The 22978-nt window shown below is 68.6% G+C and carries 18 protein-coding genes; 8 read left to right on the top strand and 10 right to left on the bottom strand.

Annotated features, from left to right (window positions below; translation table 11 throughout):
- Positions 1-26 precede the first annotated feature (26 nt).
- Positions 27-485 (top strand): MarR family winged helix-turn-helix transcriptional regulator, encoded by a 459-nt coding sequence (locus GO592_RS15650; protein ID WP_039950736.1) that lies wholly within the window; start codon positions 27-29, stop codon positions 483-485.
- Here the strand turns inward: GO592_RS15650 and GO592_RS15645 are convergent.
- The 4 genes from GO592_RS15645 to glsA all read right to left on the bottom strand — a co-directional run bounded on the left by GO592_RS15645 (position 482) and on the right by glsA (position 4846).
- On the bottom strand, positions 482-1144 hold the full coding sequence (locus tag GO592_RS15645; protein WP_007296325.1) for an SIMPL domain-containing protein: 663 nt from the start codon (positions 1142-1144) through the stop codon (positions 482-484). The two genes, GO592_RS15650 and GO592_RS15645, sit on opposite strands and share 4 nt — an antisense overlap.
- A complete protein-coding gene (locus tag GO592_RS15640) occupies positions 1141-1980 on the bottom strand; it encodes an ABC transporter permease (RefSeq protein ID WP_007296324.1) in 840 nt (279 codons plus the stop codon). The genes GO592_RS15645 and GO592_RS15640 overlap by 4 nt, the downstream gene beginning before the upstream one ends.
- A complete protein-coding gene (locus GO592_RS15635) occupies positions 1980-2939 on the bottom strand; it encodes a daunorubicin resistance protein DrrA family ABC transporter ATP-binding protein (protein ID WP_007296323.1) in 960 nt (319 codons plus the stop codon). The genes GO592_RS15640 and GO592_RS15635 overlap by 1 nt, the downstream gene beginning before the upstream one ends.
- A gap of 98 nt (positions 2940-3037) precedes the next feature.
- On the bottom strand, positions 3038-4846 hold the full coding sequence (glsA, locus tag GO592_RS15630; RefSeq protein ID WP_005573447.1) for a glutaminase A: 1809 nt from the start codon (positions 4844-4846) through the stop codon (positions 3038-3040).
- A gap of 250 nt (positions 4847-5096) precedes the next feature.
- On the opposite strand from glsA, the gene dxs reads away from it, so the two are divergent.
- Complete coding sequence (gene dxs / locus GO592_RS15625) at positions 5097-7046, top strand: 1-deoxy-D-xylulose-5-phosphate synthase (RefSeq protein ID WP_039950694.1); 1950 nt, start codon at positions 5097-5099, stop codon at positions 7044-7046.
- Positions 7047-7115: 69 nt separating this feature from the next.
- On the opposite strand, the gene GO592_RS15620 is transcribed toward dxs, so the two are convergent.
- Both GO592_RS15620 and GO592_RS15615 read right to left on the bottom strand, forming a co-directional pair.
- Positions 7116-8513: a sugar porter family MFS transporter gene (locus GO592_RS15620; protein WP_007296321.1), complete on the bottom strand. Its 1398-nt coding sequence runs from the start codon at positions 8511-8513 to the stop codon at positions 7116-7118.
- Between the two features lie 96 nt (positions 8514-8609).
- Positions 8610-9626: an iron-siderophore ABC transporter substrate-binding protein gene (locus GO592_RS15615; protein ID WP_007296320.1), complete on the bottom strand. Its 1017-nt coding sequence runs from the start codon at positions 9624-9626 to the stop codon at positions 8610-8612.
- 282 nt (positions 9627-9908) lie between these two features.
- Here GO592_RS15615 and GO592_RS15610 point away from each other — a divergent pair, with 282 nt between their 5' ends.
- From GO592_RS15610 to GO592_RS15585, 6 genes are read left to right on the top strand one after another with little or no spacing between them, the layout of a single operon-like run.
- Entirely contained in the window at positions 9909-10700 is a 792-nt protein-coding gene (locus GO592_RS15610) for a GntR family transcriptional regulator (protein WP_050998576.1), read from the top strand.
- Positions 10697-10924 carry a 4Fe-4S dicluster domain-containing protein gene (locus tag GO592_RS15605; protein ID WP_005240903.1) on the top strand — a complete coding sequence of 76 codons (228 nt, stop codon included), beginning with the start codon at positions 10697-10699 and terminating at the stop codon, positions 10922-10924. The genes GO592_RS15610 and GO592_RS15605 overlap by 4 nt, the downstream gene beginning before the upstream one ends.
- A gap of 16 nt (positions 10925-10940) precedes the next feature.
- Positions 10941-12374, top strand: a complete 1434-nt coding sequence (locus GO592_RS15600) for an ABC transporter substrate-binding protein (RefSeq protein WP_007296318.1) — start codon at positions 10941-10943, stop codon at positions 12372-12374.
- Positions 12371-13231 (top strand): ABC transporter permease, encoded by an 861-nt coding sequence (locus tag GO592_RS15595; RefSeq protein ID WP_007296317.1) that lies wholly within the window; start codon positions 12371-12373, stop codon positions 13229-13231. Before GO592_RS15600 ends, GO592_RS15595 begins: the two co-directional genes overlap by 4 nt.
- On the top strand, positions 13228-14007 hold the full coding sequence (locus GO592_RS15590) for an ABC transporter ATP-binding protein (RefSeq protein WP_007296316.1): 780 nt from the start codon (positions 13228-13230) through the stop codon (positions 14005-14007). The genes GO592_RS15595 and GO592_RS15590 overlap by 4 nt, the downstream gene beginning before the upstream one ends.
- Entirely contained in the window at positions 14007-16706 is a 2700-nt protein-coding gene (locus GO592_RS15585) for a fumarate reductase/succinate dehydrogenase flavoprotein subunit (protein ID WP_007296315.1), read from the top strand. The genes GO592_RS15590 and GO592_RS15585 overlap by 1 nt, the downstream gene beginning before the upstream one ends.
- Before the next feature lie 51 nt (positions 16707-16757).
- Here the strand turns inward: GO592_RS15585 and GO592_RS15580 are convergent, their stop codons facing one another.
- The 4 genes from GO592_RS15580 to GO592_RS15565 all read right to left on the bottom strand — a co-directional run bounded on the left by GO592_RS15580 (position 16758) and on the right by GO592_RS15565 (position 22958).
- The gene (locus GO592_RS15580; protein ID WP_007296314.1) at positions 16758-18866 is read right to left on the bottom strand and encodes a 3-hydroxyacyl-CoA dehydrogenase NAD-binding domain-containing protein; all 2109 of its coding nucleotides are present in this window, start codon (positions 18864-18866) and stop codon (positions 16758-16760) included.
- Positions 18867-20075 carry a thiolase family protein gene (locus GO592_RS15575; protein WP_007296313.1) on the bottom strand — a complete coding sequence of 403 codons (1209 nt, stop codon included), beginning with the start codon at positions 20073-20075 and terminating at the stop codon, positions 18867-18869. It lies immediately after the preceding gene.
- A 149-nt stretch (positions 20076-20224) separates the two neighbouring features.
- Entirely contained in the window at positions 20225-21514 is a 1290-nt protein-coding gene (locus GO592_RS15570) for a ribonuclease D (protein WP_007296312.1), read from the bottom strand.
- 49 nt (positions 21515-21563) lie between these two features.
- The gene (locus GO592_RS15565) at positions 21564-22958 is read right to left on the bottom strand and encodes a WS/DGAT/MGAT family O-acyltransferase (RefSeq protein WP_007296311.1); all 1395 of its coding nucleotides are present in this window, start codon (positions 22956-22958) and stop codon (positions 21564-21566) included.
- Positions 22959-22978: the final 20 nt, after the last annotated feature.

Genomic DNA, 22978 nt, shown 5'->3' with positions numbered 1-22978 from the left:
TAGTGGGTGTGTGGGACGGGGACTGGATGTCGGTACAGGCAGATACTGCGCAAGCGCTCGTCGATGCGGTGTTCGCACTCGGGCGGTCGCTGCGGGCGGTGGTCTCCGCGAGCGGCGAGACCCCTATCCCGCCGGCGCTGACGAGCGTGCTCTTCGTGCTCGCCGCGCGCGGGGAGTGCCGCCAGAACGAACTGGCCGCCGACCTGTGCGTCAGTCAGTCCTCGCTGAGCAGGCAGATTTCCGAATTGGTCGACGCGGGATACGTGTCGCGCGCCGCCGATCCCGACGACAAGCGTGCCTCCCGCATTCGGGTGTCGCCGAACGGGATGGACATTCTGCGCGAGACGACCGAGCGCCGGGCCGAACGGCTGCGCGGCATGCTCGAAGGCTGGTCCCAGGAACAGGCGCTCGCGGCGGTGACGTCGCTGACGCAGCTCAACGACACGTTCGCCGCGTCGGTCCAGCAGCGGGCCCCCCGGGCCTAGACGAGACGCCACCGCACGCGGACGTCGACCCGCGTCGGTTTCTCGCCGCGTTCGACGGCGATCGGGGAGTCGGCCGCCGCGAACGCCTTCGCGACCGGCCGCGGGGACACGTCACCGATGTCGACTTCCGCGATGTCGAGCACCTCGCCCAGCACACGACGCGACAGCGAGGCGTACTGCTCCGCCTTGGCGAGAGCATCGGCCCAGGCCCGGTCCCGGGCTGTCGCCGTCAGCGCGGCAGGATCGGCGAAGTCGAATTCGAGTCCGCCGAGACGGATGTCGTCGCCACCCGCGCCGACGCAGGCGGCCACCACCTGCGCCGGTGACGATGCGGCCGCCCCGGCCTCGCGGACGGTGATCTGCAGCGTCGTCGCGGCGGTGTAGCCGGTCACCTCGCTGCCCCGGCCCTCGGTCCAGGTGGTCTCGGAGTGCACGGAGAGCCCGGTGGTCGCGAGGTCGGGCCCCGAGACGCCGTACCCGCGCAGGGTGTCCGTGACGGCGGTGGTGGACCGGGCGACGGCCTCGAACGCGTCGGCCACCGCGGGACGTGTCGCGGTCACGGTGACGGTGGCGCGGACGAGATCCGGAACCGCCGACACGATTCCGGATCCCCGCACCGTCACCGATCTCTCGGCGTGATCGGTGGCCGCCACCGTCACGACTTACGGTTGTACAGGCGCATCGTCAGCGGTCCGAAGATCACGACGAACCCGGCGCACCACCCGAACACGACGGCGAGATCCGCCATCTCCACCGTCCCGGCCATGAGCCCGCGGATGGACGTCACCAGCTTGCTGATCGGGTTGACGCCGACGAACGCCTGCAGCCAGCCCGGCATGGTCGCGGGGTCGACGAAGATGTTGCTGGCGAATGTCAGCGGAAACAGGATGAACATCGACACACCCATGACCGTCTGCTCGGTGCGCATGAGCATCGCGAACATCGTCCAGATCCAGGACAGGCTGAACGAGAACAGCAGCAGCAGGCCGATCGACGCCACCACACCGACGAGACCGCCGTCCGGACGGAATCCCAGGACGAGCCCGAGGATCAGAACGATGATCGAGGCGATCGTGTAGCGGACGACGTCACCGAGCAGCGCGCCGACGAGTGGGGACGGACGCCAGATCGGGAGCGACCGGAACCGGTCGAACACACCCTTCTCGATGTCCTTGTTGAGCGTCAGCCCGGTGTACATGGTGATCATGACGACCGTCTGCACGAGGATGCCCGGCAGAAGGAATTGCACGTAGGCACTGGTCGAACCGGCCAGCGCGCCGCCGAAGAGGTACGTGAACATCAACGTGAACATGATCGGGAACATCGTCACGTCGAACAGTTGCTCGGGCACGTGCTTGATCTTGAGCAGGGCTCGCCAGCCGAACGAGAGCGAGGTGGACCACGCGGTGGGTCTCGCGGGCCTCGGGCCGGGCATCTTCAGGACGTCGGCGACAGCGGTGGCGGTGTCGGCGGTCCGGTCGGTGGTGGAGGTCATCACGCATGCTCCTCGGTGGGTCGACCGGTGAGGGAGAGAAAGACTTCGTCGAGGCTCGGTTGCCCCAATGCGAATGTGCTGACGGCGATTCCGGCGTCGTCGAGTGCGGGCAGCGCCCGCGAGACCCGGGCCGGGTCGTCGATACGGGCGGTGAGGGCGGCCGGATCGGCTTCTTCGACGATCGGCACCTCGAGTACGTTCCTCAGCAGCGCTGCCGCCGCGGGACGGGTTGCGGTGTCGGTGACCCGCACGTGCAGGGCCCCCGACCCGACGGAGGCCTTCAGTTCACCGGTGGTGCCCTCGGCGATCACCTTGCCGTGGTCGATGACGGCCACCCGGTCGGCGAGTTGATCGGCCTCGTCGAGGTACTGCGTGGTCAGCAGCACCGTCGTTCCGCCGGCCACCAGCGCGCGGACGATCTCCCACACCTGATTGCGACTGCGCGGGTCGAGACCGGTCGTGGGCTCGTCCAGGAAGATCATCTCCGGAGTGACGATGATGCTCGCCGCGATGTCGAGTCTGCGGCGCATACCGCCGGAGTAGTTCTTCACCTGCCGGTTGCCCGCCTCGTCGAGCCCGAACGCGGTCAGCAACTGTTCGGACCGGGTGCGGGCCGCCGCGCGGGAGTACCCGTACAGCCGGCCGAGCAGCAGCAGGTTCTCGCTGCCCGTCAGATCCTCGTCGAGCGAGGCGAACTGTCCCGTGAGGGAAACCTTGCTGCGCACGGCGTCCGGTTCGCTCGCGACGTCGTGCCCCAGCACGGTGGCCGTTCCACCGTCGAGGGGCAGGAGCGTGGCCAGCATCCGGATCGCGGTGGTCTTGCCCGCGCCGTTCGGTCCGAGGACGCCGTACACGCCCCCGAGGGGGACGGCCAGATCCAGGCCGTCGACCGCGTGGGTGGATCCGAACGTCTTGACGAGTCCCGTCGTCTCGATGGCCAGCTTTGTCGCTGAGAGCATTGCACCCTGCTTTCGATTCGAGCGTCGTCGATTCCGAGCCCCAAGCCTGTCCGATTTTTCCGATTCGGGCAATCGCATTTCCTGTGGGCGGTCCTGGATCAGGGCCGCAGCAGCGACCGGAGCACCACGTCGAGTTGCTCGTAGGCACCGGCAGCAAGCCGTTCGAGGAGAGCGAGTTTGAGGCCGGGCTCGTGGGCAGCCATGTCGGCGTACCGTTCCGCGGGGAGTACGGCGACGGTGACGTCGGAGTCGGCGCACACGTCGTTGAGGAAGTGCAAGTCGAGCAGCATCGTCATCTCGCCGAAGGTCATGCCCGTCGACAGCGTCATGATCCGGTACACGGCACCCCCGGAATCGGTGACTCTCATGCTGACCCGGCCCGACAGGATCAGAAACAGCCCGCACGCCCGGTCGCCCCGGTGGATGATCTGCTCGTCGCGCGTGAACGTGCGGATATCGAGGTCGCGGGCGAGTCGCCGCAGCTGCTCCGGTGGAAGTCCGGCCAGCACCGGATGTTGCGTGACGTCGATCGATGCCGGCTGGCGGAGGGCGGCGCAGTGCAGGTCGAGGAGGGTGTCCTCGGACCACTGCAGTGCGGCGTCGAGGTCGGCGAACACCCGCCCGCTCGTTCCGGTGAGATCCGACCGCGTGTAGCCCAGCAGCCCCGCCGGATCGACGAGGGCGACTGCGCAGCCGCGACGGGTGAGTTCGTCGCGCAGACTGTCGAGCATGCGGCGCGCGATGCCGCCGACGTCGTCGACCCGCCGGACGTCGATCACCACGACCTCGAGCTCGGTCTCGACCCCCCCGATCTCGCGCACCGCGGACTCCGCGCCGGCGAAGAGGAGGTCGCCGTGCAGCTCGTAGATCCTGCTGCGCTTGCCGACGTCGTCGAGGGCGGCCCGCTCGGCGGGAGTGCGCCGCATCCGCGACGGACCGTCGACGACGGAGTAACTGGCACGGATCGCCGAACGGGCGGCACGGGTGACATGGAGGAAATGCAACTCCAACTCGGCCGACAAGGCCCGGCACGCCTCCACCCCGCGCACGCTGTTGCCGTGCTCGTCGAGGCGCGGCGAGTAGACGGCGATGCCGATCTGCCCCGGCAGGACCGCGATGATGCCGCCGCCGACGCCGCTCTTGGCCGGCAAACCCACCTCGTACACCCACTTGCCCGCGGCGTCGTACATGCCGCATGTCGACATCACGCTCAGAACCCGCTCGACGAGGGCCGGGTCGAGAACGGTCTCCCGGGTGACGGGGTTGACGCCGTTGTTCGCCATCGTCGCAGCCATCACGCTCAGGTCCCGGCACGTCACGTCGACGGAGCACTGGCGGAAGTAGAGGTCGACGGCCTCGTCGGGGTCGCCGGTGATGATGTCGAACGAGCGCAGCATGTGGCCGATGGCCCGGTTGCGGTGCCCGGTCCGTGACTCGGACTCGTACACCGACCGGTTGAACGTCAGGTCCCGTCCAGCGTAGCGGGAGTACGCGGCCCGGATTCGTTCGAACCGGGTGTCCAGGTCCGGTCCGGCCACCAGCGACGCCGCGGTGATCGCCCCGGCGTTGATCATGGGATTGCGCGGTCGCTCCGTCCGGGGGTCGAGGCTGATCTCGTTGAACGGTTCCCCGGACGGTTCGACGTCGATCTTCTCGGCGACGGCGCCGGACCCGCGATCGGCGAGCGCCAGGGCATACGTGAACGGTTTCGAGATGGACTGGATCGTGAACGGCAGGCGGGTGTCGCCGACCTCGTACACGAAGCCGTCCACGGTGGCGATGCAGATTCCGAACGAGTCGGGGGCGACCGCGGCGAGTTCGGGAATGTAGTCGGCGAGCTCGCCGCTGCGGTTCTCCCGGGTCGCGGCGAAGACTTTCCCGATCAGCGCGTCCACGACGGTGCTCATGAGTCGACCCTAGAGGCTGTTCACGACGCTGTCGGGTGTTCCGACGGGCCCGTCCGGCGGCACAATTGTGTGAAGCCGGTCACGGCCGTGGCCGGGATGCCCGAGGACGAGCCCACGATACGGGGCCGCACCGGCCCATACCGTGTGTCCCGCGCTCCGGCGGCTCCGTAGACTGGGTTCCACTGTGACGTGACACGAAGCCACGGCAGAGGCACGCAAGGCGGCGTGCATCACGGAGGGAGCGATCTCGTTGGGTGTTCTTGCCCGTATCCAGACGCCTGACGATCTTCGTCAGCTGAATTCGGCGGAGATGAAGCAGCTCGCCGCGGAGATTCGTGAGTTCCTCGTGCAGAAGGTCGCGGCGACCGGTGGGCATCTCGGCCCCAACCTGGGCGTCGTCGAACTGACCCTCGCGTTGCACCGCATCTTCGAGTCGCCCGCCGACCCGATCATCTTCGACACGGGCCACCAGGCGTACGTCCACAAGATCCTCACCGGCCGCAAGGACGATTTCGACTCGCTCCGCAAGCAGGGAGGCCTGTCCGGATACCCGTGCCGGGCGGAGAGCGACCACGACTGGGTCGAGTCCTCGCACGCATCGGCGTCGCTGTCGTACGCGGACGGCCTCGCGAAGGCCTTCGAACTGACCGGTCAGGACCGCCACGTCGTGGCCGTCGTGGGTGACGGCGCACTGACCGGCGGCATGTGCTGGGAGGCCCTGAACAACATCGCGGCAGGCAAGGACCGCTCGGTGGTCATCGTCGTCAACGACAACGGCCGCTCGTACGCGCCGACCATCGGTGGTCTCGCCGACCACCTCGCGGCTCTCCGCCTCCAGCCGGGATACGAGCGCATCCTCGACAGCGGCCGCCGGATGGTGAAGAAACTTCCGTGGGTGGGCCGTACCGCCTACTCGGTCCTGCACGGCATGAAGGCGGGCCTCAAAGACGCCGTGGCCCCGCAGGTGATGTTCACGGACCTCGGCATCAAGTACCTCGGGCCGGTCGACGGACACGACGAGGCCGCGCTCGAATCCGCGCTGCGCCGCGCGAAGGCATTCGGTGGCCCGGTCATCGTCCACGCCGTCACCCGCAAGGGCATGGGGTACGCGCCCGCCGAGAACCACGTGGCCGATCAGATGCACTCGACCGGCGTGATCGACCCGATCACGGGTAAGTCGGCCGGCTCGGCGTCCGCCGACTGGACGTCGGTGTTCTCGGCCGAGCTGATCGATCAGGCGAGCCACCGGCAGGACATCGTGGCGATCACCGCGGCGATGGCGGGCCCGACCGGTCTCGCCGCGTTCGGCGAGAAGTATCCCGACCGGATGTTCGACGTCGGGATCGCCGAGCAGCACGCCGTGACGTCGGCGGCCGGCCTCGCCCTGGGGGGTCTGCACCCGGTGGTCGCGGTCTATTCGACGTTCCTCAACCGCGCGTTCGATCAGCTGCTGATGGACGTGGCGTTGCTGAAGCTTCCCGTCACCCTCGTTCTCGACCGCGCGGGTATCACCGGCAACGACGGCGCCAGCCACAACGGCATGTGGGACATGTCGCTGCTCGGCATCGTCCCCGGTATGAAGGTCGCGGCTCCCCGCGACACCGCCACCCTGCGGGAGGAACTGGACGAAGCGCTGGCCGTCGACGACGGCCCGACCGCGCTCCGGTTCCCGAAGGGCACGGTCTGCGACGACGTCCCCGCGCTGAGCCGCGTGGACGGTGTCGTCGACATCCTTCGCGCCCCCTCCGGGCGGAACGACGTGCTCATCGTGTCGGTCGGCGCGTTCGCCGGTCTCGCGCTCGCCGCGGCGGAACGCCTGGAACAGCAGGGCATCTCGACGACCGTCATCGACCCGCGGTGGGTCCTGCCAGTCCCGGAGTCGCTGGTGAAGCTCGCCGAGGACTACACGATGGTCGTCACCGTCGAGGACAGTGGGCTGCACGGCGGTGTCGGTTCCACCGTGTCCGCCGCGCTGCGGTCGGCCGGGGTCGACGTCCCCTGTCGTGACCTCGGTGTTCCGCAACGGTTCCTCGACCACGCGTCGCGCGCGCAGATCCACGCCGAACTGGGCCTCACCGCGCAGGACGTCGCCCGGCAGATCACCGGATGGTTCGCCGGCCTCGGGAACCTGCGCCCCGGGCAGCAGAACGGTGTCGTCGCCGACCTCGATGCGCAGCGCGCGGAGAAAAGCGGACAGTAGTACCGGGCGCCCCACACAGAGATCCGGCCGAATCACACTGTGATTCGGCCGGATCCGTTCGTGCCTGGGTCAGGTGTGCATCTCCTCGAGTTCCATCCCCTTCGTCTCCCGGACCTTCGACCGGACGAAGAAGAAGGACAGCAATGCGAAGAACGCGAACAGCCCGTACAGGAACCACAGCCCCACCGAGCGGGTGAGCGGCGGGAACGACAGCGTGACCGTGAAGTTCGCGATCCAGTTCGCCGCCGTGCTGATGCCGAGTGCGTAGGCGCGCATGTTGTTGGGGAACATCTCACCCAGCATCACCCACATGACCGGGCCCCAGGTGGAGGCGAAGAAGATCACGAACAGGTTGGCGCCGATCAGCGCGACCGCCCCCCACGGGCTGGGGAGCACGACGTCGTCGCCGCTGCCCGTCGCCTGGGAGAAGGCGATTGCGGCCATGAGCAGGCTCGCGAACATGCCGAGCGAGCCGACCATGAGCAGGATTCGCCTGCCGATCCGGTCGACGAACAGGATGGCGACGAACGTCATGCCCACATTGATGATCGCGGTGATCACCGACGTGGTGAACGACTCGTTCTCGGTGAAGCCCACCGACTTCCAGAGCGTGGTGGAGTAGTAGAAGATTGCGTTGATGCCCACGAACTGCTGGAAGATGGCCATGAAGATGCCGACCCAGACGATTGGCTGCAGCCCGAACTTCGGGCCGCGAATGTCGTCGAACGACGCCGTGGATTCGTGGCGGAGGGTCAGCCGGATCTCGGTGACGCGCTCGTGCGGGTCGACTTCACCGGTGATGTTCGCGAGGATGTCGGCCGCTTCCTGATCGAGGTGCTTGCCGACCAGGTAGCGGGGTGACTCGGGAATGAGCAGGGCGAGAATGCCGTACACGACCGCGGGGACCACACCGACGATGAACATCCAGCGCCAGGCTTCGAGGTTCAGCCACAACTCGTTGGAGGCGCCGCCCGCGGCGTTCTGCAGCACCGCGTCCGACAGCAGCGCGGCGAAGATGCCGAGAGTAATGGCCAACTGCTGCAGCGACGCCAACGCGCCGCGGTAGCGGGCCGGCGCGATCTCCGAGATGTACGTGGGCGCAATGACCGACGCGATACCGATGCCAAGACCGCCGAGGACGCGCCACAGCATCAGGTCGGGGACGCTGAACGCGAGACCCGCTCCGAGCGAGGACACGACGAACAGCACCGAACCGAGCAGCATCACTTTCTTGCGGCCCCAGCGGTCCGCGAGGCGGCCTGCAAACCATGCGCCCACAGCACATCCGAGCAGGGCGATCGCCACGGCGAAGCCCGTGAAGAACGACCCGAGTTCGAAATGGCCCTGGATGGAGTCGACGGCACCGTTGATGACCGAGCTGTCGAAACCGAAGAGAAATCCACCTACCGCGGCGGCGACGGTGACGCCGATGACCTTCGCGGTGTGTCTTTCGGACATCTGCGTCATCGCATACCTGCTTTCGGCGAGCGTTCCTGATGCGGGCACAGCGGAAATTGGTGTCTCGGATTACGCTACGCCCGACACCGCCTGTCAGGCGGGAGTTCAGGCACCCGCTTTCTTCGCGGCCTCGCTCAGCTGAGGTGTCAGCTTGTCCAGAACCCACGGTGTCGCGAGGACGCTGGTCTGGCTGAGCCCCGAGATGATCTTCGTGTCCGACAGCGCGACCGCGGTTCCACGCCCGATGGCACCGAGATTCGCGTACGCCGGGTTCGCGGCGACGGTGGTGTTCTCCGGGACGAACGCGACCACGACGTCGGCGTCCACATCGGAGATGTTCTCCACGGAGATGTCGGCGAAGAACTTGTCCGGATCATTGGCCGCAGCCAGCTTCTGGACGCCGGGTGACACGGTGAACCCGAGCTGGGTCAGCACCTGGACGCGGGGATCGGAGGGCATGTAGACGTTGACCGTCGCGGCGTCGGTGTCGAAGTTGATCACCGAGATCGACTTGCCGGCGAACTCGGGATGTGCGGCGGCGGTCTGGGCGAGGGTGTCGTCGAGACCGGCCACCAGCTGCTCCGCCTCGGCGCTCTTGCCGAGTGCCTGTCCGACCAGCGTGGTCTGGTCCTGCCACGTGGTCTGCCACGCCTTGTCCGGGTACGCCACCGTGGGGGCGATCCCCGACAGCTTCTCGTACGTCGCCTGGTCGAATCCCTCGTACGGGGCGAGGACGGCATCGGGCGCCAGCGAGGCGACGCCCTCGATGGGGGTGGACGTGGCCGTGTCGAGCAACGTGGTCCGGAACGGATCGAATCGGTCCTGCAGCCAGGGCATCACACCGTTCGCCTCGGCGCCGTACGTGTACTTCGGCATCCCGACCGGTGTCTCGCCGAGCGCGTAGACGACGTCCTGGGCGTTCCATCCGAGCGTGACGATGCGTTCGGGCGCCGCGTCGAGGGTGGTCGATCCGAACGTGTTCTCGATCGTGACGGGGAACCCCTCACCGGACGCTGCCGTGCTGCCTCCGCTGTCGCCGGACGAGCACGCGGCGAGGAATAGGGACGAACTGGCCACGGCGAGTGCGACGGCGAGCTGACGTCTAGCGGTGGGTGCGAACACGGCAACGACTCCTTCGGGACAAAGAAAGAAGGTAAGCCTAACCTAGACTTGATCGCTCGACGGGCGGACGTCGCGACTTCGAATCACCCTGATTGAAAGTTCCCGACCCGGCCCGGCCTGGCGCATTGCCGGGTCGTTGCCGTGTTTCCGCTGGTGAGGCGTTCCGGTCCCGGCGCGGACCCGGCCGATTCGCGGGGGCGCCCCGAGCGGCTGTTCGCGGCGACTCCGTGTCCCGCCGAGTGCCGTTAGCGTTTGTCTTCGTCCAGCTCACACACACTATCGATGAAGGAAACCACGGTGGTGAATCCGACTCCCCTCCAGACGGCGTCGCGCAGTTCCCGCGCGGACCATGCGCGCAGATTCGCCGACCTGCTCCGTCAGCAGATCCACGCGGACTCCTTCGCCGAGCGCGGATTGCCGTCGGAATCGGAGTTGGCCGCCGAGTTCGGCGTGTCGCGCAATGCGGTACGCGACGGGCTGGCGCTGCTGAAGCAGGAGGGGCTCATCGACCGGGTCCCGCGCGTGGGAACGCACGTGGCGCAGCGCAAGTACGACCACGGTCTCGACGCCCTGCTCGGGTTGAAGGAGACGCTGAAGGGGCACGGCGAGGTCCGCAACGACGTCCGCGCCGCCCTGGAGATCAGCCCGCCGCCCGCCGTTGCCCGCCGCCTGCAGCTGGAGCCGGGCGAACCTGCCGTCTACATCGAGCGGGTGCGCTATCTCGGCGACCTGCCGCTCAGCCTGGACCTCACGTACCTCGTTCCCGACATCGGAGCCGAGATCCTCGGCCACGACCTCGAAACCAACGACGTGTTCGCGCTGATCGAGGAGGTCTGCGGTCAGCCCCTCGGCTCCGCCGATCTGGCGATCGAATCCGTGAACGCCGACGCCCATTCCGCCGCGAACCTCCAGACGCCCGAGGGTGCGGCGCTCCTGTTGCTCGAACGCCTCACCCGGCTCGTCGACGGACGTCCCGTCGACCTCGAATACATCCGCATGCGCGGTGACCGAATCACCATGCGCAGCAGCCTCGTCCGCCGACCCGACATCACGAACTGGGAGCTCATCTCATGACCTTGGTCAATCAACGAGCCGACGTACCCGTCACCATCGACGAGTCGCTGTGCATCGAGGGCTGCACCCTGTGCGTCGAGATCTGCCCGCTCGATTCGCTGGCCATCAACCCGGAGAACGGCAAGGCCTTCATGCACGTCGACGAATGCTGGTACTGCGGGCCCTGCGCGGCTCGCTGCCCGACCGGCGCGGTCACCGTGAACATGCCGTACCTCCTCCGCTGAGCGAAAGACCACACAGATGAAGCGACGCTCTTCCACCTTCGCGATCGCCGCCACGGCACTGACACTCGTGGCGACCAGTTGCTCCCTCGGACCCTCGGCCGACAACGGTGACGCGGTCACGCTCGTGATCGGGTACCAGTCCAAGACGATCAACACCGTCACCGCCGGAACGCTGCTGCGCGCACAGGGATACCTCGAACAGCGCCTGCAGGACGTGACCGAGCAGACCGGGACGAAGTACTCCGTCGAGTGGCAGGACTACGACACCGGGGCGCCGATCACCGCCCAGATGGTGGCCGAGAAGATCGACATCGGATCGATGGGCGACTACCCCATGCTGATCAACGGCTCCCGCACCCAGGCGAACCTGCGCTCGAAGACGGAGATCGTCTCGGTCACCGGCTACAACCCCGAGGGCGCACTGAACATGGTGGTGGTGCCACCGAATTCACCGGCGACCACACTCGGCGACCTGGCCGGCAAGAAGGTGTCCGCGAGCGTCGGCTCCGCAGGCCACGGCACCCTCGTCCAGGCACTCGACCGCGCCGGAATCGACCCGGGTACCGGCGTCGAAGTGCTCAACCAGCAGCCGCAGGTCGGATCCTCGGCCCTGGAATCCGGTCAGGTGGCGGCGCTGTCCCAGTTCGTCGCCTGGCCCGGGCTTCTCGTCTTCCAGGACAGGGCCAAGCTGCTGTACGACGGCGCCGAACTCCGAACCCCGACCCTGCACGGTGTGGTGGCCCGTGAGGCGTACGCGGACGAACACCCCGAAGTTCTCGACGCATTCCTCCGGGCGCAGCTCGACGCCACGCGGTTCGTCCAGACGCAACCGCTCGAGGCGTCGCGGATCGTGGCCGACGCGAGCGGCCTGCCGCAGGAGGTCGTGTACCTGTACAACGGCCCGGGCGGCACGTCGTTCGACACGACGCTCAAGCCGGACCTGATCGGCGCGCTGAAGAACGATGTGCCGTACCTGAAGTCGATCGGCGACTTCGCCGACCTCGACGTCGACGGTTTCGTGAACGACGCTCCGCTCCGGTCCGCGTTCGAGGCCGACGGGCAGGACTACGACGCCACGCTCGCGTCCACGGCCAACCCGACGTCGGTCATCGGCACTGATCCCGTGTGCGCCACCGCCCCGAGCGATCCGGCACTGGCCGGCGAGGTCTGGTTCGACGGCGCCACCGGGACGCAGCCGGCCGCGAACCCGACGTGCCTGCTCCGGGCGGTGAAGCAGGCCCAGGCCGAGGGACGCGCCGTGCGCGCCGCCTACGTTCCCGACGCCGAACTGGGCACCCGATGGTTCGCGGACAAATCGGTGTGGGTGCGCGACGGCGACAACTTCCTGCCCTTCACCACCGGCGCCGCGGCAGACCGCTACCTGCGCGCGCATCCCACGGGTGGCGTGGTCGTCACGTACGACCGCGCGGTCGAGGAGGTGCGCCAGTGACCACCCTGCAACGGTCGACGGTCCTGGTCGACACCGAAGCCGCTGTCGAAGAACACGATTCGGCATCGACGCGCCGGCGAACCTCGCCGTGGCGGTCACGCCTCGTACGGATCACGTCCGTGATCGCGGCAATCGTCGCGTGGCAGTTGCTGACCGCCAACGACGTGCGGGTGTGGTTGCGGTTCGACACGCTCCCCACCGTCACCGACGTCGTGTCCGCGTTCGGTACCCACCTGCAGAGCGACCTGTTCTACCTCGACCTCGGGCAGTCGCTGATCCGCATCCTCAGCGGATTCGGACTCGCGACCGTGGTCGGTGTGGCCACCGGAATCGCCCTCGGCAGATCGGAACTGTTCGCCGACGTCCTCGGTCCGCTGACGGAACTCGCGCGGCCGATCCCCGCCATCGCGGTGGTGCCCGTCGCGATCCTGCTGTTCCCCAGCGACGAGGCCGGCATCGTGTTCATCACGTTCGTTGCCGCGTTCTTCCCGATCATGGTGAGCACCCGGCACGCCGTCCGGGCCCTCCCGATATTGTGGGAGGACTCGGTGCGCACGCTCGGCGGCGGACGCTGGGAAGTGCTGTCCCGGGTGGTGCTGCCCGGAATCCTGCCCGGCGTGTTCGGTGGACTGTCGGTCGGGATCGGGGTGGCGTGGATCTGCGTGATCTCCGCCGAGATGATCTCCGGCAGGCTCGGTGTCGGCTACCGCACCTGGCAGGCGTACACGATCGTCGACTATCCCGGCGTCTTCGTCGGCATGATCACCATCGGCATCCTTGGATTCGCGACGTCCGGCGCAGTCGAACTGCTCGGCAGGCGCGTCACCCGCTGGCTGCCACGAGGGGAGCGCGCATGACCGCCACCGCCGGGGCGTCCGTGACTGCCGGCATGTCGCTGGTCCTCGACGACGTCACCCTGTCCTACACCGGGAACCCCGTCATCCGTTCGCTGTCGCTGACCGTGGTCCCCGGCGAGATCCTCGTGCTCACCGGACCTTCGGGGTGCGGCAAGTCCACCGTGCTGCGCGCACTGGCCGGTCTGCTGCCGCCCGATTCGGGCCGCGTCGTCGCCGACGGCGCGGCGGTGGAGTCGACGTCCCGGGACCGGGCCGTCGTCTTCCAGGACAACGCGCTCCTCCCGTGGCGCACGGTGCGCTCGAACATCGAGCTGGCTCTCGCGCTCCGCGGCGAACCCCGCAAGGGACGCCGTGAGACCGCCGATCGCTGGATCGCGGAGGTGGGTCTGACCGGGTTCGGCGACTTCCTGCCCAAGAACCTGTCCGGCGGCATGCGGCAACGAGTGCAGTTGGCGCGCGGACTCGCCGGGGCGCCGCGGGCCGTGATGATGGACGAGCCGTTCGGCGCCCTCGACACGCCGACCCGCGGCGTCATGCAGCGACTGCTCGTCGACACGTGGAGTACTCACCCGACCACCGTGGTGTTCGTGACCCACGACGTGGACGAGGCGGTGCTGCTCGGTGATCGCGTCGCGGTGCTCGGCCGGGCCGGCGAGCCGCTGCGGGCGCTCGTCGACATCCCGCACCCCCGGGACCGCGACCACCTCGACCACCCCGACACCCGTGCCGCGCGCGCCGACGTGCTCGCCGCACTGAACCACACTTCGGAGACCTGATGGACATCCCCGACCTCGCGGACACCGTCCGTCTCGATTGCGACGTGCTCGTCATCGGTGGCGGCACCGCCGGCACGATGGCGGCACTGACCGCCGCCGAGAACGGCGCGAACGTGCTCCTGCTCGAGAAGGCGCACGTGCGCCATTCCGGCGCGCTCGCAATGGGAATGGACGGCGTCAACAACGCCGTCATCCCCGGCAAGGCCGAACCCGAGGACTACGTCGCCGAGATCACCAGAGCCAACGACGGGATCGTCAACCAGCGCACCGTGTACCAGACGGCGACCCGCGGTTTCGCGATGGTGCAGCGCCTCGAGAAGTACGGCGTGAAGTTCGAGAAGGACGAGTACGGCGAATACGCGGTCCGCCGGGTGCACCGCTCCGGCTCGTACGTGCTGCCGATGCCCGAGGGCAAGGACGTGAAGAAGGCTCTCTACCGGGTGCTGCGGCAGCGGAAGATGCGGGAGAAGATCCGCATCGAGAACCGCCTGATGCCCGTCCGGGTGCTGACGGAGGACGGCCGCGCCGTCGGGGCCGCGGCGCTGAACACCCGCACCGGTGAGTTCGTCGCGGTCGGGGCGAAGGCGGTGATCCTCGCGACCGGTCCGTGTGGCCGGCTCGGGCTCCCGGCATCGGGGTACCTCTACGGCACGTACGAGAACCCGACCAACGCCGGTGACGGTTACTCGATGGCCTATCACGCGGGAGCCGAGCTGAGCGGTATCGAATGCTTCCAGATCAACCCGCTGATCAAGGACTACAACGGCCCGGCGTGCGCGTACGTCGCGAACCCGTTCGGCGGCTACCAGGTGAACGCCGAGGGGGAGCGGTTCGTCGACTCCGACTACTGGTCGGGGCAGATGATGAGCGAGGTCAAGAGCGAGATCGAATCCGCTCGCGGGCCCATCTATCTCAAGGTCAGCCACCTCCCGGAGGAAACGCTCGACACGCTCGAGTCGATCCTGCACACCACCGAACGCCCCACCCGCGGCACGTTCCACGCGAACCGCGGCCACGACTACCGCAGCCACGACATCGAGATGCACATCTCCGAGATCGGCTTGTGCAGCGGGCATTCCGCGTCCGGGGTGTGGGTGGACGAGCACGGCGCGACCACCGTTCCCGGCTTGTACGCGGCAGGCGACCTCGCCTGCGTCCCCCACAACTACATGATCGGCGCCTTCGTGTACGGCGACCTCGCCGGATCGCACGCCACCGGCACCCTGCCCGACGTCGAGGCGCCGGCCGCGCTGCCCGCGGAGCAGCTGGCCGCCGCGCACGAGCTGATCTACCGGCCGCTGCGCAACCCGGACGGGCCGCCGCAGCCGCAGGTCGAGTACAAGCTGCGCCGCTTCGTCAACGACTACGTCGCGCCGCCGAAGACGGCGACGAAGCTGTCGATCGCCGTCGAGACGTTCGAACGGATGGCTGGGGAGATCGCCGGGATGGGCGCGACCACCCCGCACGAACTGATGCGCTGCGCGGAGGTCACGTTCATCCGGGACTGCGCGGAAATGGCGTCCCGCAGTTCCCTCACCAGGACCGAAAGTCGCTGGGGGCTCTACCACGAACGGGCGGATCTCCCGGAGCAGCGGGACGACGAATGGGGATACCACCTGAATCTGCGGCGCGGCGAGAACGGCGACATGGAATTCCTCAAGCGCCCCGTCGAGCCGTACTTCGTGCCGGTGCCCGGTCTCGATTCCCTTCCGCCGGTGGACCGGACGGTCGTACCCGTCGCGCAGCCGCCGCTGGTCGGGGGGCGTGCCCCGGTGGAGGAGCGCTCGCGCATCGCGGCGCCGGTCCGGCAGGAGCCGTCGTCACCGGCCATCGTCGCGGTCCTCGGACTCGACGCGCCGAGCGTCGCCGAGCTTGCACCGTATCTGGGCGACGCCGACCCGCAGGTCCGCGTCACGGCACTCTCGGTGCTGACGGAAGGAACCCCGGACGGATTCGGGGCGGCCCTCGTCGACGCCCTCGGCGACAGTGCGGTGACGGTGCGCCGCGCTGCCGCCGACGGCCTGCGCGAACTCGTCGAGGTGCTGCCGTCCGCCGACGGACTGGCCGACCACCTGGGGTCGGGTGACGCCGTGGTCCGCGCCGCCGTGGTCGACGTTCTGCGCGCGTTGCACGCCGGTTCGGCGGAGCAGTTCCTGACGGCGCTGTCCGACGGCGATCACCACGTCCGGATCGAAGCGGTGCGGGCGCTGGTGTCGCTGGACCGGTGGGAGTCGGTGGCGGCGGGCGCGCACGACGAGAACCGGGAAGTGCGGATCACCGTCGCACACGGCCTGGCCACCATCGGGCTCGGCGGTGTCGACACCGTGCGCTCGCTGGCCGGCGACCGCGATCCGCTCGTGCGCGCCGCCGCGCTTACGGCGTTCGCGAGTCTGGGCTGCGCCGGCGACGACGTGACCCTTGCGGCGGCGGCGCTGCGGGAGTCGGTCTGGCAGATCCGGCAGGGCGCCGCGCGGGCACTCGCCGGAGCGGATCCCGAAGTCGCGGTGGCCGCGCTGGCGGACGCCCTGACGGATGCGCACCTCGACGTGCGCAAGGCCGCCGTCCTCGCACTCGGCCGGTGGCCGGGCGACCGGGCCGCCGTCGGCGCGCTCACCACTGCCCTCGAGGACACGGACGCCGACGTGCGGGCGTACGCCCGCCAGGCGCTCACCGCCGCCGATCACATACCCGTCCCCTGAGCAGGTGAGTGGCGACGTGTGCCGGGGCACACGTCGCCACTCACCTCCGGGTCAGACGCTCGCGACGCCCGGCGCCAGGAACCGCTTGCCGTTGACGGCCTCGGACGTGCCGGTGCGGTCCAGGTACGGCGTGATGCCACCGTTCCAGAAACCGAACCCGCCGCCCAGGATCAGGCAGAGGTCGATGTCCTCGGCCGCGGCGACGACACCCTCGTCGAGCATGATCTGGATCTCTTCGGCGAACGCGCGACGCGTGCGATCCAGAACCTCTTCGGACGTGGACGCCTTGTCGCCCTGCTTCCACAGTTCGGCGACCTCGGGGTCGACGACCTGCTTGCCGTCGGCGCCGTAGCTCCACACCGCCGACTTCTTGGCCTCGACCAGCGCCTCGAGTCCGGGGGAGTTGTGGAAGCGCTCGGGGTACGCCTCGGCGAGGGTCTCACCGGTGTGCAGCGCGACCGCCGGCCCGACGAGGGCCAGCAGGGTGAACGGGGTCATCGGCATGCCGAGTTCGGCGATGGCGTTGTCGGCCACCTCGAACGGGGTCCCCTCGTCGACCGCGTTCATGACCTCACCGAGGGTGCGGATCAGGAGCCGGTTGAAGACGAACCCGGGCAGGTCGGCGGAACCGACGGCCGACTTCTTGAGCGCCCTGGCGGTGGCGAATGCCGTTGCCAGCGTGGCGTCGTCGGTCTTCTCGCCCTTGATGACCTCGAGCAGGGGCAGCACGGCGACCGGGTTGAAGAAGTGGAAGCCGACCACCCGCTCGGGGTGCTTCAGGTCCGCGGCCATCTTGGTGATCGACAGCGAGGACGTGTTCGTCGCCAGGATGGTCTCGGGGGCGATGTGCTCCTCGAGTTCCGCGAAGATCTTCTTCTTCAGATCGAGGTTCTCGAACACGGCCTCGATCACGAAGTCGGTCTTCGCGAACGCGGCCTTGTCCAGCGAGCCGGACACGAGACCCTTGAGGCGGTTCGCTGCGTCCGGCGACAACCGGCCCTTGCCCTGGAGCTTGTCGATCTCGCCGTGCACGTAGCCGACACCCTTGTCGATGCGCTCCTGGTCGATGTCGGTGAGGATCACCGGCACCTTGAGCTGACGGACGAACAGCATCGCGAGCTGGCTGGCCATCAGACCGGCACCGACGATGCCGACACCGGTGACCTTGCGGGCGAGGGACTTGTCCGGTGCACCGGCGGGACGCTTGGCACGCTTGTTCACCAGGTCGAACGCGTACAGACCTGCGCGGAGCTCGTCGGCGAGCAGCAGGTCGGCGAGCGCCTCGTCCTCGGCGGCGAAGCCCTTGTCGAGCGACGTGGGATCGGTGAGATCGGTGGTCCGGGCCAGCTCGAGGAGTTCGACGGCCTTGACCGGTCCGGGGGCGTTGTTCTTGGTCTTGCCCTCGACGACGGCCTTCGCGCGGGCGATCGCGTCGTCCCAGCCCTTGCCCCGGTCGATCTCGGGACGCGCGGGGGTGATCTTGCCGGCCAGGACCTGCGCGGCCCAGGCGAACGACTGCTCGAGGAAGTCGGCCGAACCGAATACTGCGTCGACGACGCCGAGCTCGAGGGCCTTCTTCGGGTTGAGCGTCTTGTTCTGGTTCAGCGCGTTCTCGAGGACGACGGTGACGGCGTTCGAGGGGCCGATGAGGTTGGGCAGCAACTGCGTTCCGCCCCAGCCCGGCACCAGTCCGAGGAACGTCTCGGGCAGACCCAGGGCGCCCGCGCTCTCGGATACGGTGCGGTAGTGGCTGTGCAACGCGACCTCGAGCCCGCCGCCGAGTGCGACGCCGTTGACGAACGCGAACGTCGGCACGGACGATTCGCGCAGCCGGCGGAACACCGTGTGCCCGAGCCGGCCGAGTTCGAGCGCCTGGTCACGGTTCGTGATGCTCGGAACACCCTTGAGGTCCGCGCCGGCGGCGAAGATGAAGGGCTTGCCGGTGATCGCGATCGCGACGGGATGGGCGGCGAACGCCTCGTCCAGTGCGGCGTCGAGGGCCTTCAGGCCGCCCGGGCCGAACGACGACGGCTTGGTGTGGTCGAAACCGTTGTCGAGGGTGATCAGCGCGACCGGGCCCTCGATGCCGGGTACGGCGACGATCTTGGTGTACGCGTTGGTCACGACCTCGTCGGCGAATGCCGTTGCAATGTCGGTCATCTACTTGGCTCCATCGAAGTTCGGGTTCTCCCAGATCACGGTTCCGCCCATGCCCAGACCGATGCACATGGTGGTCAGGCCGTAGCGGACGTCGGGGCGCTGGGCGAATTGGCGGGACAGCTGGGTCATCAGGCGGACACCGGAGGACGCGAGGGGGTGGCCGCACGCGATGGCGCCGCCCCACTGGTTGACTCGCGGATCGTCGTCGGCGATGCCGTAGTGCTCGAGGAACGCGAGGACCTGAACGGCGAAGGCCTCGTTGATCTCGAACAGACCGATGTCCTCGATCTTCAGGCCGGTACGGGCCAGCAACTTCTCGGTGGCCGGCACCGGGCCGATGCCCATGACGGCGGGGTCGACGCCCTGGAACGCGAATCCGACCATGCGCATGCCGATAGGCAGTCCGAGTTCGAGCGCGGTGTCCTCACCGGCGAGGAGGGCGGCGGTCGCGCCGTCGTTCAGACCGGCGGCGTTACCCGCGGTGATGCGGCCCGCGGGACGGAACGGCGTCTTCAGCTTGCCGAGGTCCTCGAGTGTGGTGCCCGGACGCGGCGGCTCGTCCTCGGTGGCCAGACCCCAGCCCGCGGCGGAGCGGATGGCGACGGGCACGAGGGTGTCGGCGATGAAGCCGGCCTTGCGGGCGGCCTCGTACTTGTTCTGGCTCGCGACGGCGTACGCGTCGGTGCGGTCCTTGGTGATGGTCGGGAACCGGTCGTGCAGGTTCTCGGCCGTGTTGCCCATCACGAGCGCGCTGGGATCGACGAGGCGATCGGCGAGGAACCGGGGGTTCGGGTCTGCGCCCTCGCCCATCGGGTGGCGGCCCATGTGCTCGACGCCGCCGGCGATCACCACGTCGTACTGGCCGAAGCCGATGCCCGACGCGGTGGTGGTGACGGACGTCATGGCACCGGCGCACATGCGGTCGATGGCGAAACCGGGGACGGTCTCGGGAAGCCCGGCCAGGATCGCGGAGGTGCGGCCGATGGTGAGACCCTGATCGCCCGTCTGTGTGGTCGCGGCAATGGCGACCTCGTCGATGCGCGCGGGGTCGAGCTGCGGATTACGGCGAAGCAGCTCGCGGATGGTCTTGACGACGAGGTCGTCCGCGCGGGTCTCCGCGTAGATGCCCTTGGGGCCGGCCTTGCCGAACGGAGTGCGGATGCCGTCGACGAACACGACGTTGCGTTGAGTTGTGGTGGATGGAGCCACGCGAATTCCTCCTGATGGAGCAGTTTGGTTCCGGATCACGGCCAGGCGTCCGGCCTCCAGACCAGCGTACCCCTACCGTTACTCGCGGGTAACTTAATGGGTACCTCATCGGGAATTCACGCGCTCACCCCGCGTGTCGCTGCTGTCGGTCAGTCGCCGCCGGAGCCCTTCCGCTCGGCCGCGGAGAGCAGTGCGCTCGCCAGCGCGGGCACGGTCAGCATCCGCTGCCAGGGGCGGGCCCCGCCCTCGCCGAGCACCCGGTCGATCGCCGCCTCGACTTCGCCGTCCTCAGGGTCCGTCCAGTCCCAGCACAACCTGCGGACGAGTTCCGGGGTCACCAGGTTCTCCACCGGCACCGACACCTCCGTGCCGAGGGCGGCCAGCGCGGCGCGGGCCGCGGTCAGCCGCTCGGCGGCCTCGGGGTCGTGCCGCGCCCACCGGCTCGCCGGCGGCGGTCCCGTGAACGGCGGGGTCTTCGGAGGAAGCTCGGTGTCCGGCAGTGCCCGGGCATCCTCGAGCGCCTGCAGCCAGAGCCGGGAGTGCCGCCGCTGGCGGGGACCGCCGAACACCGGCAGCGCCCGGAGTGCTTCGATACCCCGGGGGTCCTTCGTCGCGGCGTCGATGATCGCCGAATCCGGCAGGACCCGGCTGGGGGAGACGTCGCGTTTGCGGGCGAGGTCCTCGCGGGCCTGCCACAGGGACCGTGCCGCGGCGAGTTGCCGCTGCGTCTTCAGCGACGTGATGTGCGATGTCCGCCGCCAGCGGTCGGCCTTGGGCTTCGGTGGCCCCGCGAGCCGGATGTGCTCGAACTCCTGTGCTGCCCACTCGCTCTTGCCCTGCTCGTCGAGTTCCGCGGCCATCACGTTCCGCAACTCGACCAGAACCTCGACGTCGAGGGCTGCGTAGTTCAGCCAGGAATCGGGCAGCGGCCGCTTCGACCAGTCGGCGGCGCCGTGGCCCTTTCGGAGTTCGAGGCCCAGCGTCCGCTCGACGATCGCGGCGAGACCGACCCGTTCGAACCCGGCGAGGCGCCCCGCCAGTTCGGTGTCGAACAGTGTCGCCGGCGCCAGGCCGATCTCGGCGAGCCCCGGCAGATCCTGGTCGGCGGAGTGCAGGATCCACTCCAGCGGATTGATCACCTCCGCCAGCGGGGCGAGATCGGCGGCGGTGGGGATCGGGTCGAGGAGCACCGTCCCCGCACCCTCCCGGCGCAGCTGCACGAGATACGCCCGCGCCGAATAGCGGAAGCCGGACGCCCGCTCGGCGTCGACCGCCAGCGGCCCGGTGCCCTCGCTCAGTGCGGCCGCGGCCTTCGCGACACCCTCCGCCGTGGTCACGACGTCGGGCACGCCGTCCCGGGGTGCGAGCAGGGGAACGATCTGCCGGCCGGACTCTTCGGCGGGGCCGGGTGACGAGGCGTCGTCGGTGACTTCGGACATGACAGCTGACTCTACGTCGCTTCGGGATTCCCGCAGCGCACCGGCGGGTTCACGACCGTTTCCCCGCTGCCTCGACGAGCTCGTCCAACGCCGCGGGAAACGCGTCGACGAGGTCCCAGAGGTGGGGTGCCAGTTCCGGGCAGCTCATCAGGCCGACGTCGAGCTGACCGTTCAGCGACATCACCGTCACGTTGAGTCCCGCGCCGTGGAAGATCGGTCCCAGCGGATACATCGCCTTGATCAGGGCGCCCAGGAAGTACAGCGGGACCGACGGTCCGGGCACGTTGGAGATGACCAGGTTGTGGACCACCGGATGCCGCTCCGCCAGGCCGAGGGTCGAGTAGAGGCGCATGGCGGTGCCGAACACGGCCTGCCCGGCGAACTGGGACCAGTCCTGCAGCAGGCTCGCGCCGAGGGTCTCGTTGTGTTCCTTCGAGGTCGAGTTGTGCTCGCCGATCGCGAGCAGGCGTTCGGCCGGATCCTCGATCTGGGTGCCGAGCTCGGTGAACATGCCCGACACCTGGTTGGTGCCCGGCCGGTCAGACTTTCCGTGGACCGACACCGGGACGATGGCGACCAGCGACTTGTCGGGCAGCTCCCGGCGGTGCTGCAGGTACTTCCGCAGCGCGCCCGAGCACAGCGCGAGCACCACGTCGTTGACCTTGACGTCGAACGCGTCCTTGACCGTCTTGACCTTCTCGAGGTCGAGCTGGGTGAACGCGAGATTGCGGTGACTGGTCAACGTGCCGTTCAGGGACGTGCGCGGCGCGGTGAACGGTGCGGGCATCGCCTCGCCGCGGCGGGCCCGGCCGATCCAGCGGGGTAGCAGAGTCAGGCTCTGCGGGACGATCCTCAGCAGTTTCGCGGGCCGGGACGCGACCGCGAGCAGCCCGCCGACGGCGATGTCGAGTGTGCTCGCCTGCCCCGCGCTCTCGGCGGAGTCGTCGGGGTCTGGGCGTGGTGCGTCCGGTTCGAGTCCGCACAGCTGGGCCATCATGTTGGCGCCGGTGATGCCGTCGACCCCGGCGTGGTGCATCTTCGACATCACGGCGACGGAACCGTCCTCGAGGCCCTCGATCACCCACATTTCCCACAGCGGCCGGGCGCGGTCGAGGGGAATGCCTGCGATGTCGCCGCACAGCTCGGCCAGCTCGTCGCGGCCGCCGGGAGCGGGGAGTGCGACACGATGGCAGTGCCGGTCGATGTCGAAGTCGGTGTCCTCGACCCACACGGGGTGGTCGAGGTTGAATTTCGAGTCCTGCAGCTTGCGCCGGAACGAGGGAATCGCCTCGGTGCGCGCGCCGAGCTCCGCCTTGAGCTGGGCGAACGTGTAGCCGCCCGGAACCGTCGAGACGTCGAGGATGATGACTCCGCAGACGTGGAGGAGTTGCGTCGACGTTTCGAGATAGAGGAAGGACGCGTCGAGACCGCTGAGTCGCTGCATGATCCGATACTAGAACACGT

It is taken from the genome of Rhodococcus sp. 21391 (assembly GCF_016772255.1).
Taxonomy (GTDB): domain Bacteria; phylum Actinomycetota; class Actinomycetes; order Mycobacteriales; family Mycobacteriaceae; genus Rhodococcus_F; species Rhodococcus_F opacus.
The sequence above is the reverse complement of the archived record's forward strand: the minus strand, read 5'-3'. Positions and strand labels throughout refer to the sequence as shown.